Genomic DNA, 14,297 nt, shown 5'->3' with positions numbered 1-14,297 from the left:
CGATATCCGTCAGTTTTCGCATTTTGTACCCCTCCCTGTGCACACAGCGTGCACGAAAAAGAGACCACCCATGGCAACCATCAACAAGTTGGCTTCCGGCAAGTGGCGTGTGCAGGTTCGCTGCAAGGGCCACTACCTCAGCACCAGCTTCTCGCTCCGCAAGGACGCCGAGATGTGGGCGCGCCGAATTGAGCGAGAAATCGACCTGGGTCAGAAGCCTGCTCCCAAGCACAAGGACGGGATCAAAACGGTCTCCGACCTGATCGACCTGCATATCGCCGATATGACGGAAGTTGGCAAGTTGATCGGGCGTTCGAAGGCATTCAGCCTGGACCTGCTACGAGCCAGGCTCGGAAGGCTCAACATCGCGGATCTCAGTCGCGAACAGGTCATAAAGTTCGGCAAGGAACGAGCCGAGGAAGGCGCCGGACCTGTCACCGTTGGAATAGACATCGGATACATCCGGACATTGCTGGTGCACGGCGCGGCTGTGCATGGACTGCCTTATTCAGCGGAGCCGGTGGAACTTGGTCGTGTCGCCCTCGCCCGCTTGGGTCTTGTTGGCAAGGGCAACGAACGCGATCGGCGGCCGACACTTGGCGAGATAGAGGCCCTGATCCGGTACTTCAGAGAAAACAACTTCCAGATTATCCCCGTCGACAAGATCATCCGCTTTGCGATCGCCACCGCCATGCGGCTCGGGGAAATCTGCAACGCCACGTGGGAGGACCTGAACGACCGCAACAACACCCTGCTGATACGAGATCGCAAGGACCCACGCCACAAAAAGGGCAATCACATGCGTATCCCGCTCCTCGATGTGAGTGGTTACGACGCCCGCGCGATCCTCGAAGAGCAGCGTTTCTCCACTGAGGGAAAGGGACGCATCTTCCCCTACAATGGGAAGTCGGCCGGAACCGCCTTCCGACGTGCCTGTCATGAACTTAAGGTCGAGGACCTGCACTTCCACGACCTGCGTCACGAAGGCACAAGCCGCCTGTTTGAAGCTGGCTTCACCATCGAGCAGGTCGCCATGGTCACCGGGCACAAGGATTGGAAGATGCTCCGCCGCTATACCCACTTGAGGCCGGAGCAACTTCATGTGATCGCGGCGAGGCTTCAACAGACACCGCCACATACGGAGTTGCGGCAAGCAATCGGCTAATACCACTTTGCCAGACATCCGCCGTTGCTGGGAGGACAACGACGAATCCAGGATGGATTGAGCGGTGTTGTCACGGGTCGCAAGGATTGGAAGATGTTGCGTTGATATACGCATCTCAGCCGGAAACCCTGCACACGATCCGAGTTGCGAGGGCAGCCTAGCCGACCGCCAATAGATTGGCGCTTCCTAAGGAAACCGCAGGCGGCTCCGTGGAAAACGCAGCGATGATCGCCTCGAGCGAGACATTCAATGCGCTGGAAAAGGTCCGGCCCTTCTGCCAAATCGCAACGTAGTGATAGAGCGCGGACGGCTCCACTGGCCTTATTCCCAAGTGAAACGCAGCGTACTCACGCGCGATGATCTCGTTGGTTATCGAAATGCCCAGGCCAGCCGAAACGTATCCGGCTTCGTGACCGTTGCAGTCGAATTCCACCAGTATGTCTGGCTCAACGCCGGCGAAGCGCAAGGCATTGAAGTTCATTTGGTGGGCGGCGAACTGGGGATCGATATCGACGATCGTTTCGCCTGCCAGGTCTTGAGCCTCGATACAGGTCTGTTTTGAGAACCGATGGTCGGGATGGAAGATGCATACGTTTCGTGCCGACCCAAGCGGCGCCCACTCAAACAGACTTGGATCCAGGGGCAGCCTCGAGATTCCGATTTCGGCACGCCCTGCCAGGATGTGCTCGCCGATCTGCTCGTAGCTTCCCGAAAGTGACCGGACATTCGAGGCGGTCTTTGAGTGGATGATCGCCACGACCTTGGGCAAGGTCACGAAACCGAAAACAGAAGGCGCTGCAATCGCAATCCTCTGCTTTTCCTCGTTCTTCATTGCAAAGATCGACGCTTCCAGCCGATCCAGGGACGTCAGGGCAAGCTCTACGTTTCGCAGGAGTTCCCAGGCTTCCTGCAAGGGAACGATGCGATTGGCTGATCTCTTGAAGAGTGTGATGCCGAGCGTGGTCTCGAGTTGCTTCACATGTTGACTGACGGCCGGCTGACTTATCCCGAGCGCAACCGCTGCTCGCCTTGTCGAACCGGCCCGCAACACTTCCCGGAAGACCTTCAGCTGACGGAGCTTCAGGTCGCTCTGCAGCAACTCCATTCCCCGCGCTCCTTTCCCTATAACGCCACCCGGGATGCGGATAGCGCCAACCTGGAGGGCAACAAACAGCCTCAGTATATAACGGTGCGTTATAGATAAAATAATAAAAGTTATAGATTGAGTGTGTAAATTCAAGCGCTAGAATTTAGACAATATCTCGAATTAACTCCAAATTACAAATATAACAATTCGCAACCTTGAGTTATAAGGCTTGGTCTGAGTGACAAAGGCCGGCGTATCCTGCGGTATTGCGAGTCGAGGAAAGCGCCCCATGGGTGGTTTTACTACTCAGTTTTTTGTCGCACTCACCGTGACCATCAGCCTGGCTCTTGTGAGCGGCTGCCTGGGTACGGCATTTGGGCTGTTTCTGGCCATTTCGAAGGGCACGGCCCTGCCCCGCGTCAACGCAGTGGTGACGGCCTACACGACGGTTGTCCGTGGTGTACCAGAACTTCTCATTATCCTGCTCATCTACTTCGGCGGAACCACGCTCGCCAGCGAGATCGCCGGCCGGTACGTGGAGGTGAACGCATTCACCGCAGGCGTTATCGCGCTCTCGGTCGTCTTCAGCGGTTATGCGACCGAAGTGTTTCGCGGCGCGATTGCGGCGGTGCCAGCGGGTCAGACCGAAGCGGCAAAGTCGCTTGGCCTGAACGCCTGGCAGCGCTGGATGTTCGTCATCGGACCGCAGATGCTGCGGCTGGCGCTGCCTGCCTATGGCAATCTCTGGATTTCGCTCTTCAAGGATACCGCGCTGGTTTCGATCGTCGGCCTGACCGACATCATGCGCGTTGCGTATGTGGGGGCCGGATCCTTGCGCGCACCATTGACCTTCTACCTTGCGGCCTCCGCTCTCTATCTCTCGCTGACCACCGTCACGCTGCTGTCGATCCGGCTGGCTGAGCGGCGCTATCCGGCACTCGGCCGGTAGGAGGGAGCGACCCATGAACCTCGGCTTGATGTTCGACGCAATGGTTGTTCTGCCTTCGGGCGTTGGTCTCACATTGACCCTGACGGTCTTGTCGCTGACGGCCGGATTTCTTCTGTCCGTGCCGCTGGCCTTCATCCGCGCGTTTGGGCGTCCCGGCCTCTCGCTCGCGGTGCTCTCATACACCTATGTGATCCGCGGGACGCCGATGCTTGTTCAGCTCTTCCTGCTCTACTACGGCCTCGCTCAGATCGAGGCGGTGCGAGCCAGCATATTCTGGGTGATCCTGCGAGACCCCTTCTGGTGCGCCCTGCTGACATTTTCATTGAACAGCGCGGCACACACCACCGAGATCCTGTGCCGAGGTCTCCAGTCCGTGCCTAAAGGTGTCACCGAGGCGGCCACGTCTCTCGGCTTGAAACGCTTCCAGATCGCTCGCCTGGTCACCTTCCCGATCGCTTTCAGGATATCGCTTCCGGCCTACGGCAACGAGGTCGTGGGGATGATCAAGGGTTCGTCCCTGGCGAGCACCGTAACGCTGCTCGAGATCACGGGCACGGCGAGACAGATGGTGTCGACGACGTTCGCGCCGTACGAGATCTTCATCGTCGCCGGAGCGATCTACCTATCGCTGACGTCGATTGCGGTGAAAGCGATCCACTTGCTGGAGGGATGGCTTTCGACCGACGGCAATCGTGTGCATCGACGCCAAGCCCGATTGCGTCCGCCCTTGCCTGACCCCGAGATCAGGACGACGCCCCTGCCCTGACCCGGGGGTTTTTTCGGCAGTCCTTTCCATCTTAACCAACGAAGAGGTGCATCATGCGCATACCCCTAGCTATTGCTGTTTCTATCGCATCCCTGATGTCGGCATTTCCGGCCGGCGCGCAAAGCGAGCGCGTCATAACGATCGCCTCCGAAGGTGCTTCGCCGCCCTGGGACAGCACCGACGCGAACGGTCAACTCTACGGTTACGATATCGATGTTGGACAGGAGCTGTGCCGTCGCATCGAGATCAAATGTACCTTTGTGCCGCAGGATTGGGACGGGATCATCCCGGCACTGCTTGTCGGCAAGTTCGACGTGATCATGTCTGGCATGGCGATCACGGAAAAACGCAAGCAGAAGATCGCGTTCTCAGTTCCCTACGCCACCGGCTTCAACCAGTTCGTTGTGCGCAAGGACCTGGGTCTCGATCCTGGCGACATCAAGCAGAAGGTCAACCTCTCGAGCATCGGGGACAAGGAAAAGGCGACCATCGAACGCCTCAGATCGACACTCGCCGGCAGGGCGATCGGGGCCCTGCGCTCGTCGAATTCGGAAGCAGTCGTGAAGGAAATGCTGGGCGATGTCGTGACCATTCGCAGTTATGACAGCCAGGACAACATGAAGCTCGATCTTGCCGCAGGTCGCATCGACGGCGGTCTGGCCGACTATTTCACCTGGCGGGATTTTCTGGAGACGCCTTCCGGTTCGGATGTGGTGTTTTTCGGCCCTGAACTGAAAGGCGGGCTCTGGGGGCCGGGCGTCGGCGCCGGCATGCGCAAGGACGACGGCGAGTTGCTCACCAAGTTCAACGCGGCCATCGACGCGGCCACCAAGGATGGGACGATCAAGGCCTTGAGCCTGAAATGGTTCAAGAGCGATATCTCACCGGCCGTCTCGCAATAGGCGGCAACCGACTTCGACATTGACGTGGCGCTGGCCGGAACGCCGGCGCCCTCCCCTCCTTCAAGGCGAGCCCCATGAAAGACCAGTTCTGCGCGGTCGTTACCGGCCAATCCCTGATCAAGCACGACATTCGTGGCGTCAAAGACGAACGCTTCATCGCGGTTACGGACTTCCTGCGCCAAGGCGACGTCGTCTTCACCAACTTCGAGTCGACGATCTTCGGCAAGCACGGCGGGTGGCCGACCAAGGGCAAATACTTCGGATATTCCAGGGCTGAAGTGCTCGACGCATTGCAGGCCATCGGTTTCAACGCGCTTGCGCTCGCGAACAACCACGCCTTCGATCTCGGCGCCGGCGGTATCCTCTCGACGCTGGAGGAAGTGGAAGCGCGCGGCCTCCTGCATGCCGGCATTGGAGCCGACGAGACGGAGGCCAGAAAACCGGGTCGCCGCCGATTGGGCGCGCGCGAAGTCGCGCTTCTTGCGATGGATGCAGGCCCCGGCCCGGCCAACATGTATGCCGAAGACCGCACGGCCTTCCGGCCGGCTCGGCCCGGCGTCAATCGCCTGAACACCGTTCGCAAGATGGGGGTGCCGGACGGACATTTCCGCAGACTGGCAAGGCTGGGCGCTCATTTGCAAAGCTCCCCCTTTGAACTGGCCAACTATGCGCAACCGGAGGACCCGGTAGAGGTGTCGGCCGGCAACGAGATCAATTTCTACGGAACCGTGTTCACGCAAGCCGCCGACTTCGGCCGTTTGATCGAAGTCGATCAGCTGAGCGCGAGTGTCCATCTGTCCGCCATTCGGCACGCGGCGGCACAAGGCGATTTCGTCATTGCCTATCTGCACCACCATCATTGGGAACCAGGTTGGCAGGACGTGCCGCGCTGGGTGCAGACCTTTGCCAGGATGTGCATCGACGCCGGCGCGAACCTCTTCGTCAGCCACGGCGCTCCGGTGCTGCAGGCGGTAGAAATCTACAATGGCTCGCCGATCTTCTACGGCCTCGGAAACTTCCTCTTCCACGTGCACCCCGACGAAAACGAATGGGATCCACCGGAAGTCTGGCAAAGCATCGTCGCCGCATGCCGCTATGATGCGGGCGGAACCCTAGCGGGGATAGATCTTCTGCCCGTCGCGATCGGCGCGGAAGCTCAGTCTCGCGGATCAGCAACGGGCAGACTGGTGCCCGTCGCTGTCACGGGAAGCGCAGCGCGAGACATCCTTGAGGGATTCGCGACCCGCTCGCGGGCTTTCGGCGTCGAAATCGAAGTGTCCTCGGCTTGCGGCCGCATCGCCCTGCCCGCTGCACGAAAATTCGGCTGACAGGCCCGACCGGCCGTCAGACGGTCTTGCATTCGGCCGGCGCGGATTCGCCGGCCGTCTCGCTATCTGCCTTTGTGTCTAGCAGGGCCAGTTCTTCTCCCAAGGCTGCGATCAGGGACGAGACGCGACCGCGCACACGCGGCGGAAGATTCACTAGCCCCTCAATCAGGCGCCGACCCTCCGCGCTGGCAATGAAATCCAGGCGCTCATCGACCGGCAGGGGCCGCGCCTCGACGCGGGTCGCATCGTTTCCCGGCAGGCCTTCGAAGAAGCGGCCGACAGGAACGCCGAGCGAGCTGGCGATCTCGTAGAGCATCGACGCGCTCACGCGATTCCGCGCGTTCTCGTATTTCTGGAGCTGCTGGAAACTGATGCCTATGGATCGGGCAAGCTGGGCTTGCGATACGTCGGACTGGACGCGAACGGTCGCAATCTGCCTGCCGACATGCTGGTCGGCTGGATGCGGGTCGCTGTCGATCTTTGGCTTCGGCCCAGTCCGAAGGAGGACGGAGCGTTGCGGTTTCAACAAGGCCTTTCGATGCTCCACTAGTCAGCCGGACAGAGAGTCTGTCGCTACGCGCCGGGTTCTTCGCGTCGAAGTTATCTGCAGTCGAATCGCCATTAAATATACCTTATAGGGTGCAAAATGACCCTATAGGTGGCAAAGAAAATCTGCCTGCCGATTGTGGACTCATGGTCAGTCCACGACAGATTCGAGCCGCACGGGCTTTGCTTGGTTGGTCGCAGCAGGAGCTCGCTGACAAGGCAATTGTGTCGCTGAATGCGCTGGCCCGGTTGGAAAATGGCAGGGTAGATTCCCGGATCAGCACTTTGCAGGCCATTGAAGCGGCCCTAACAAAAGGGGGTGTCGAATTCTTGTCCGCTGGCCAAAAGGGTGAAGGTGTACGGCTCTTAGATCCTCATGCTTGAATGTCCAGTTGGCGGAAAGACAGGGTCTCGCAATGCAATTGCCACAAGTACCCTCCTGCGGGTGACGAGAGGCAAAGTCGTGGTATTGTCGGGAATCAGCCATGATCCGAGCTCGCTGAAGCTTGGTTGTGGTCAGCGTGGGCAGTCGCTGCACCATCCGCCCGTCAACTTGATTGCAATTTGTCTAACGTTCGTCATTTAAGCTGACATCCGCTCCAAAGTCAACCAAAAAGACTGATTTTAACTGATGAGCCAAATTTCCGTGGAGCAATGCCGAGGCGCCAGGGCGATGCTAGGCTGGAGCCAAGCCGAACTGGCAGAATCTGCAAGTGTTTCGCGCGCTACGGTTGTGGATTTCGAACGAGGATTGCGCGTCCCACATCGCAACAACCTCGGTGCCATTCGTGAAGCGCTCGAAGCTGCCGGTATAGAATTTATTCCGGAGAACGGCGGCGGAGCTGGCGTGCGCCTGGCCAAACGGCGCTAGCGGCGCCTAACGCACACCTTCGAGCGATCATCCAAATATGAAGCCGTCCTGGTATGAGAATTCGAGACAAATGCTTCGGCTTGCAAAGGTGTTAGGCGACCCGTTCCAGACACAGGCTTCCAGGCGCTTGCGCGCCAAGAGGATACATTTGCGTTCGCAGGCACCAACGTCCGGCTTGGGGCCGGTTACCGACCGGCGGCTTTAGGATTGAAAAGCCGCCTAGCTGCCATTCAATGTTGGACCCCGCACCTGCCGTTTTGGGCCAGAGAATCGCTGGAGGTATGCCCTCAGCGCGCGCGAAACGAGAGACGCCGCTGGAACGTGGCACGCATAACCGACGCATGCAGGGATGGGCCGAATACTCCGCGCTTCGAAAAGACTGTCTGGCCAACCGAAATAGTTCTCTACACTTAGGTTCTTCGCTATTGTCGGTGCCGCGCTTCTTGTGCACAAGCTATGGGCATGGCCGTTCTCGACAATCCGATCCTCAATTCTCCCTTCGCTGCGCCTGCAAAGCACTGGCTGCTGGACGATACCGGCAAGCCGACTGGCGAGACCGCTGGGGAGCGGCGACGTTCGGAATACATCGTCGCGGTCGCAACGCCCAGACGCAAGCGCGGCGGGCAGGAAGAACTGGTCTTCCGAGAGGAAGCAACAACCGAGAGGCAAGCAAACGACCGCATTAACGCTATTCGCGCTGCGGTTGATGAGTGGCGAAAATCACCTGAGGCCAGTTGGGGCGTCACCTACGAGACCGCGCGGATGCTCAAACATTGGCGCGCAACCGATCGAGAACGCCCGCTATTTTTCTGCCAGACCGAGGCGGCGGAAACGATCATTTGGTTGACCGAGGTTGCCCCCCGCAATCCCGTACAAACAAAGCACGTGGAATATTTTCGCGGCGTAAGCGAAGCCGCCAATCCCGGGCTATTCCGGCTTGCGATGAAACTGGCGACCGGTGCTGGCAAGACAACTGTCATGGCGATGTTGATCGCTTGGCAGGCCATCAACAAAGCCCGCCGACCGCAGTCGAAGACGTTTACCGATGCCTTTCTTCTCGTTGCGCCCGGTATCACCATCAAGGATCGCCTGCGTGTGCTGATGCCTGAGACGACCAATTCAATCTACGAGCGCCTGTCGATCGTTCCGCGCGACATGATGGACGATTTGAAGAAGGCTCGGATTGTGGTCACCAACTTCCACGCCTTCCAGCTCAAGGTAAAGACCGAGATCAGCAAGGGCACTCTTGAAGTACTTCGCGCACGCGAAGACCCAGATGCGTTCGAGGCCCGCTTTCGGGAAACCGAATCGGACATGGTAAAACGCGTCATGGCCCCGCTTATGGCCAGGCGTGGCATCATCGTGATAAACGACGAAGCGCACCATTGCTACGAAGCGCCTCCAGCGAGCGCCTCGGGGCCAGTTGCGCGCTCGGAGGAAGAAAGTCAGGCTGAGGCCGACGCGGAAGCCGAACAGGCGCGAAAGGAAGCCCGCGTCTGGATCAACGGCATTCGCGCTATTGATCGCGTGATCGGCGTGAAAACGGTTTACGATCTTTCGGCCACTCCGTTTTTCCTGCGTGGCTCGGGACAGGAGGAAGGCAAGCTCTTTCCTTGGGTCGCGTCCGACTTCTCGCTGATGGACGCGATAGAGGCCGGGATCGTAAAAGTGCCACGGGTACCGACACACGACGACGTGGTAAAGCGGGACGAGCCAATTTTCCGCCACGTTTACAAACACGTCCGCGACAGCTTGCCAAGAAAGGGCCGTCGTAAATCTAAGGCCAATTCGCCTGACGAGTTGCCGGCACAGCTCGAAGCGGCATTGAAGGCGCTCTATCGTGATTATGCCGCGCGATATGATGAATGGACCACGAAAGGAGCCGAGACGCCGCCGGTTTTCATCGTCGTCGCTAATAACACTTCCACATCTAAGCTAATCCACGATTGGATCGCCGGCTGGTGCGAGAATCCAGATGAAGAGGACATAACCAAGCGCCGCTGGCGCGCCGGCAATCTGGCCCTGTTCAACAATGTCGAGGATGGAAAGCAGCTCAATCGCCGACGCACAATCCTGATCGACAGCCACGAGCTAGACAGCGGTGACGCCATTTCGGAAGCCTTTAAAGAAGTCGCGGCGGACGAAATTGAAGCGTTCCGGCGCGAGCTACGTCGCACTCCCGGACGCGACGCTGATGCAATGACTGATGCCGACCTGCTGCGCGAAGTGATGAATACCGTGGGGCAGAAGGGCAAGCTTGGGGCGCCGGTGCGCTGCGTCGTTTCGGTGTCAATGTTGACAGAAGGCTGGGATGCGAACACCGTCACCCACATTCTGGGCTGCCGCGCGTTCGGAACACGTCTGCTGTGCGAGCAGGTCGTCGGCCGCGCGCTACGTCGCGTATCCTACGAACCCGATGACCACGGCATGTTCCGGCCGGAATATGCCGAAGTGCTCGGGGTGCCGTTTGACTTCATGCCCGCCAATTCGGCAAAAGACTTTTCGCCGCCCAAGCCACGAACACGAGTGTTCGCTGACGAGAGCCGCGCAGCACCGGAAATCCGGTTCCCCCGCGTGCTCGGCTATCGCGTACAATTCCCGAAGGGTCGGCTAAACGCCACGTTTATCGAGGATAGCCGAATGCGGCTTGGCGCGGACACGCCGATCCCTAAGGAAACCGAGATCGACCCGCTTGTCGGTGCAGGCATCAAGCTCGACCTGGGCGAGCTTGATGCAATCCGACCGCAAACCGTGGCTTATATGCTAGCGAAACGCGCGTTGGAGCGCTGGGCATTGATGGCCGAAAATATGGGTGGAGAGCCCTTGTTTCTGTTCCCACAATTCCTGCGTGTCGCTCGACGCTGGCTGAGCGAATGCCTGCAGTTGGCCGATGGTCGCACGGCGGGTTGGCTGAGCCTTGCCGGCTATCGCGATGAAGCGGTCGATCGTATCGTGCGCGCATGCGCCAAGGCGCTCGACCGCGCGGGCAAGGAGGAAATCTTGCCCGTCATGCAGCCGTTCGAACCAGAGGGGTCGAGCCGCTTCGTGGATCTTCACACGGCGAAGACAACTTTGCTCGCGACCGATCCGGTGAAATGCCAAGTCAACTATGTTGTTTATGACAGCGACTGGGAAGCCGCGTTTGCTGAAAGATTGGAGCGCATTCCAAGAGTGCGAGGATACGTGAAGAACCACGGGCTAGGCTTCGAGGTGCCCTATCTTTTCATGGGCACGGAGCGGAGCTACCGGCCCGACTTCATTGTCCATTGGGATGATGGCCAGCCGGATCCGCTGCAACTAGTCGTCGAGATCAAAGGGCGGCGTGAGACCGAGGATGAGGCAAAGGCAGATACCCTACGCTCCTATTGGCTTGAGGCGGTAAACAATGACGGGCGCTTTGGGCGCTGGGGACCGCCGATCGAAATTATTAGGCCGTTCGATATGGCTCAGGCATTGGAGACGATCGTGAACGCGTTCGAGGCGGCCTTGCCGGCCACGCCGGCGATGGCGGCTTAGCGGGTGGCGCAGGAACCCAAGAAGCCGCTGGCGGTCGCTACAGTACAGCACCGACGCGAGCGGCGACGCAACAACCCCACGATGGAGCTGCAAAGCTTCCTCACGGACGAGGAGGCCGCGCCCGAACGAGTCTCGCTGGCGCGAACATACAGCCCCGCGGCGCAACCGGAGCTTTACGACAGGAATAAAGCTCTCGACCCGCAACTGGTGTGGGCCGATAGCGAAGACGGACAGGGGAAAGTGCAATTGGCGTGGCGGGGCAAGGACGAGCAGGATGCAGAACCGCTGAGCGTGGACGCGGTGCCGATCTACACGGCAGAGAAGATACACCCGAAAGCGATCATTGACGATATACGCCGCCAAGCCGCAGCGGGCACCCCCGACGTAGATGCGCCCGACCTGTTTGCTGACTTTAATGGGATCGATGAAGAGGACCGGCTCGACTTTTATCAACATACGCTGAAATGGACCAATCGCCTGATCCTTGGCGACAGCCTTCAGGTGATGGCGAGTCTGGCGCAAAAGGAAGACCTCCGAGGCAAGGTCCAATGTATCTATTTTGACCCGCCGTATGGGATCAAGTTCAACTCCAACTGGCAAATTTCGACGCGCTCGCGCGACGTTCAGGATGGAAAGGCCAATGATCGAAGCCGCGAACCGGAACAAGTAAAGGCGTTCCGCGATACTTGGGCAGACGGCATTCACTCTTACCTTAGCTATCTCCGTGACCGTTTGATGATGATGCGTGACCTGCTAACCGAAAGCGGCTCGATTTTCGTTCAGATCGGCGACGAGAATGTTCACCGCGTTCGCGCAGTCATGGATGAGGTGTTTGGCGCTGAAAATATTGTCAGCGAAATCACCGTGCAGAAAGCGGGCAGCATCGCGTCGGAATATTTGGGAGGCGTTTCCGATTTCATCATCTGGTTCGCCAAAGATCGCTCTAATCTCAAATACCGATCGATCCTTCTAGACCGCGCTCTTAGTGACGACGAGCGTGGACGATTCACGCTCTCCTTACGCGAAGACGGTCGAGTCGGGTCAGAGGAATTTGCCGAGCCGCAAAGCAGTGATCCGGTGGCGCCTGATCCTCTTCAATCCGCATCGATTGGCCGGGAAAAGGGCGAAGGAGCGGCGAGCTGGTTCTCGGTATCTCTTGCTGGACGGACGTTTACCCCAACCCAGACTTCTCGGTGGAAGACCAACGAGATCGGTATGGCTCGCCTCAAAGCTGCAACTCGGCTAATCCCACTAAAATCAACCATTCGATATGCACGTCGCCTTAGCGATTTTCCGGTAGCAGTTATTACGAATATATGGTCCGACATGTCTGGCGCGACCGATAAGAGTTACGTTGTTCAGACTTCTACCAAAATAGTTGAACGCTGCATTTTAATGGCTACCGACCCCGGTGATTTAGTGCTCGATCCAACCTGTGGCTCCGGCACTACGGCGTATGTAGCTGAGCAATGGGGCCGACGCTGGATCACGATCGACACTAGCCGTGTCGCGCTGACGCTTGCGCGGACCCGACTAATGGGCGCTCGTTATCCTTGGTACGTCCTCAAGGACAGCGAGGCTGGTGCGGTGCAGGATTTGGCGTTCCGGCTGGGACGCAAGCCAACTGAAGCTGAAGCAGCTGAAGCGCGTAGCGGTGGGCCCTTTACCAACGACATCGCTCACGGTCTTGTCCTACACCGTGTGCCCCACATCACGTTAAAATCGATCGCCAGCAATAAGGCGATAGACGTTATATGGGATCAATGGCAAGAAAAACTCGAACAGCTGCTCGCAGACCTGAACAACGCTGCCAATACCGCGTGGGAGGAATGGCAGGTTCCTCGCGCACCAATATACCCTTGGAACGAACAGGCGTCAAAGGCACACGCCAAGGTGAAAGCGTTGCTCCTGGAACGCGAGCGGATGCGGAGCAATTGGGATCGCGGAGCCGACGAGTTCGATGAAACCGACATAGCCAAGCAGGACAAGAAAATCGGCAAGGTGATCGGCGATCTGAACAAAGTTCTCGGCCGCAGTTTCACGATCGACAATCTACCTGAACATGCTGGCTATCCGCTTCCTACCACGGCCCTCACTCGGCACGTAGATTGGTGGGAAGCCCGAATCGGCCGCCAGAAGGAAATCGACGCCTCGATCGTTGCCAACGCCGAGACAGAGTATCTTGTAGACAAACCCGTGGAGCTGAAAGGCACTGTGCGCGTGGCGGGGCCATTCACCGTTGACAGCCTCTCCCCGCACCGAGTTCTTCCCGCCGACGAAGACGATCCGATGTTGCTCGCGTCGCTAGAGGAGGATGGTCCAACACCCAACCGCCTCGCTATACGCGCGAGTTCGGGCGAGACCAGCGACGATTTTATGCGTGTCGTGCTCGACAACCTCAAGGTTGCCGGCGTCGGCAATACCAAGAAGGGCGAACGGCTGCGTTTCGCCACGATCCGTCCCTTTGCGGGTCACTATGTCAACGCCGAGGGCCGCTACACCGAAGGAGAAAGTGACGGCGCGCCAGAGCGTCGAGCCGCAATCTTTATCGGTCCCGAATATGACACGGTAACCCGCGCCATGATCGTCGCGGCCGCGCGCGAGGCGGTGGATACGTTCGACACGCTGATCGTCTGCGGCTTCGCGTTCGAGGCGCACGCGTCGCCCGAGACGATGACGCTCGGCCGGCTGACCATGCTCAAGGTCAACATGAACCAGGATCTGCGGATGGGCGACCGACTTAAGACTGCCGACCAGGGCAATCTGTTCGTCGTCTTCGGCGAACCCGACGTGAATTTCCGAGCCCGGTCGGATGGGGAATACGAGGTTGAGATCAAAGGGGTCGACATCTTCAACCCCAACACCGGTGAGCAGAAATCGTCGGGCAAGGTCGAGGATGACGTGGCCTGTTGGTTCGTCGACGACGATTACGACGAGACCAGCTTCTTTGTCAGGCAGGCCTATTTTCTTGGCGGCAAAGATCCATACGAAAAGCTCAAGGCCGCGCTTAAGGCCGAGCTCGATGAGGATGCCTGGCGCGTGCTGAACAGCACCGTCTCACGGCCCTTCCCAGCGCCTTCAACGGGCAAGATTGCAGTGAAGGTTATCAATCACTACGGTGACGAGGTGATGAAGGTCTATAGCGTCGCAAAACCAAGGGGTTAGGT

11 protein-coding genes are annotated in these 14,297 nt (G+C 58.7%); 9 read left to right on the top strand and 2 right to left on the bottom strand.

Annotated features, from left to right (window positions below; translation table 11 throughout):
* Positions 1-70: 70 nt before the first annotated feature.
* Positions 71-1,165, top strand: a complete 1,095-nt coding sequence (locus tag AC07SZ_RS27395) for a site-specific integrase (protein WP_494916708.1) — start codon at positions 71-73, stop codon at positions 1,163-1,165.
* A gap of 157 nt (positions 1,166-1,322) precedes the next feature.
* On the opposite strand, the gene AC07SZ_RS27390 is transcribed toward AC07SZ_RS27395, so the two are convergent.
* Positions 1,323-2,270: a LysR family transcriptional regulator gene (locus AC07SZ_RS27390; protein ID WP_494916706.1), complete on the bottom strand. Its 948-nt coding sequence runs from the start codon at positions 2,268-2,270 to the stop codon at positions 1,323-1,325.
* Positions 2,271-2,541: 271 nt separating this feature from the next.
* On the opposite strand from AC07SZ_RS27390, the gene AC07SZ_RS27385 reads away from it, so the two are divergent.
* The 4 genes from AC07SZ_RS27385 to AC07SZ_RS27370 all read left to right on the top strand — a co-directional run bounded on the left by AC07SZ_RS27385 (position 2,542) and on the right by AC07SZ_RS27370 (position 6,197).
* Positions 2,542-3,201 carry an ABC transporter permease gene (locus tag AC07SZ_RS27385; protein ID WP_494916834.1) on the top strand — a complete coding sequence of 220 codons (660 nt, stop codon included), beginning with the start codon at positions 2,542-2,544 and terminating at the stop codon, positions 3,199-3,201.
* 13 nt (positions 3,202-3,214) lie between these two features.
* A complete protein-coding gene (locus AC07SZ_RS27380; RefSeq protein WP_494916705.1) occupies positions 3,215-3,967 on the top strand; it encodes an ABC transporter permease in 753 nt (250 codons plus the stop codon).
* A 53-nt stretch (positions 3,968-4,020) separates the two neighbouring features.
* Complete coding sequence (locus AC07SZ_RS27375; RefSeq protein WP_494916703.1) at positions 4,021-4,869, top strand: transporter substrate-binding domain-containing protein; 849 nt, start codon at positions 4,021-4,023, stop codon at positions 4,867-4,869.
* A 74-nt stretch (positions 4,870-4,943) separates the two neighbouring features.
* Positions 4,944-6,197, top strand: a complete 1,254-nt coding sequence (locus AC07SZ_RS27370) for a CapA family protein (protein ID WP_494916701.1) — start codon at positions 4,944-4,946, stop codon at positions 6,195-6,197.
* A gap of 16 nt (positions 6,198-6,213) precedes the next feature.
* Here the strand turns inward: AC07SZ_RS27370 and AC07SZ_RS27365 are convergent, their stop codons facing one another.
* Positions 6,214-6,744, bottom strand: coding sequence for a helix-turn-helix domain-containing protein (locus AC07SZ_RS27365; protein WP_494916699.1), 531 nt, complete (start codon positions 6,742-6,744; stop codon positions 6,214-6,216).
* Between the two features lie 146 nt (positions 6,745-6,890).
* Here AC07SZ_RS27365 and AC07SZ_RS27360 point away from each other — a divergent pair, with 146 nt between their 5' ends.
* The 4 genes from AC07SZ_RS27360 (at position 6,891) to AC07SZ_RS27345 (ending at position 14,295) form a co-directional block, all read left to right on the top strand.
* Positions 6,891-7,127: a helix-turn-helix domain-containing protein gene (locus tag AC07SZ_RS27360; protein ID WP_494916697.1), complete on the top strand. Its 237-nt coding sequence runs from the start codon at positions 6,891-6,893 to the stop codon at positions 7,125-7,127.
* A gap of 247 nt (positions 7,128-7,374) precedes the next feature.
* Positions 7,375-7,614 (top strand): helix-turn-helix domain-containing protein, encoded by a 240-nt coding sequence (locus AC07SZ_RS27355; RefSeq protein WP_245265603.1) that lies wholly within the window; start codon positions 7,375-7,377, stop codon positions 7,612-7,614.
* A 462-nt stretch (positions 7,615-8,076) separates the two neighbouring features.
* Complete coding sequence (locus tag AC07SZ_RS27350; protein ID WP_494916695.1) at positions 8,077-11,130, top strand: BPTD_3080 family restriction endonuclease; 3,054 nt, start codon at positions 8,077-8,079, stop codon at positions 11,128-11,130.
* A 3-nt stretch (positions 11,131-11,133) separates the two neighbouring features.
* Complete coding sequence (locus tag AC07SZ_RS27345) at positions 11,134-14,295, top strand: site-specific DNA-methyltransferase (protein ID WP_494916693.1); 3,162 nt, start codon at positions 11,134-11,136, stop codon at positions 14,293-14,295.
* The last annotated feature ends 2 nt before the right edge of the window (positions 14,296-14,297 follow it).

It is taken from the genome of Mesorhizobium sp. GW821-FHT07A06 (assembly GCF_059419085.1).
This window is presented reverse-complemented; position numbering and strand designations above follow the sequence as displayed.

Excerpts from the sequence above, each read along its gene's own strand:
- AC07SZ_RS27385 (WP_494916834.1), top strand. The coding sequence starts at position 2,542 with ATGGGTGGTTTTACTACTCAGTTTTTTGTCGCACTCACCGTGACCATC.
- AC07SZ_RS27375 (WP_494916703.1), top strand. The coding sequence starts at position 4,021 with ATGCGCATACCCCTAGCTATTGCTGTTTCTATCGCATCCCTGATGTCG.
- AC07SZ_RS27355 (WP_245265603.1), top strand. The coding sequence starts at position 7,375 with ATGAGCCAAATTTCCGTGGAGCAATGCCGAGGCGCCAGGGCGATGCTA.
- AC07SZ_RS27370 (WP_494916701.1), top strand. The coding sequence starts at position 4,944 with ATGAAAGACCAGTTCTGCGCGGTCGTTACCGGCCAATCCCTGATCAAG.
- AC07SZ_RS27395 (WP_494916708.1), top strand. The coding sequence starts at position 71 with ATGGCAACCATCAACAAGTTGGCTTCCGGCAAGTGGCGTGTGCAGGTT.
- AC07SZ_RS27350 (WP_494916695.1), top strand. The coding sequence starts at position 8,077 with ATGGCCGTTCTCGACAATCCGATCCTCAATTCTCCCTTCGCTGCGCCT.
- AC07SZ_RS27380 (WP_494916705.1), top strand. The coding sequence starts at position 3,215 with ATGAACCTCGGCTTGATGTTCGACGCAATGGTTGTTCTGCCTTCGGGC.
- AC07SZ_RS27390 (WP_494916706.1), bottom strand. The coding sequence starts at position 2,270 with ATGGAGTTGCTGCAGAGCGACCTGAAGCTCCGTCAGCTGAAGGTCTTC.
- AC07SZ_RS27360 (WP_494916697.1), top strand. The coding sequence starts at position 6,891 with ATGGTCAGTCCACGACAGATTCGAGCCGCACGGGCTTTGCTTGGTTGG.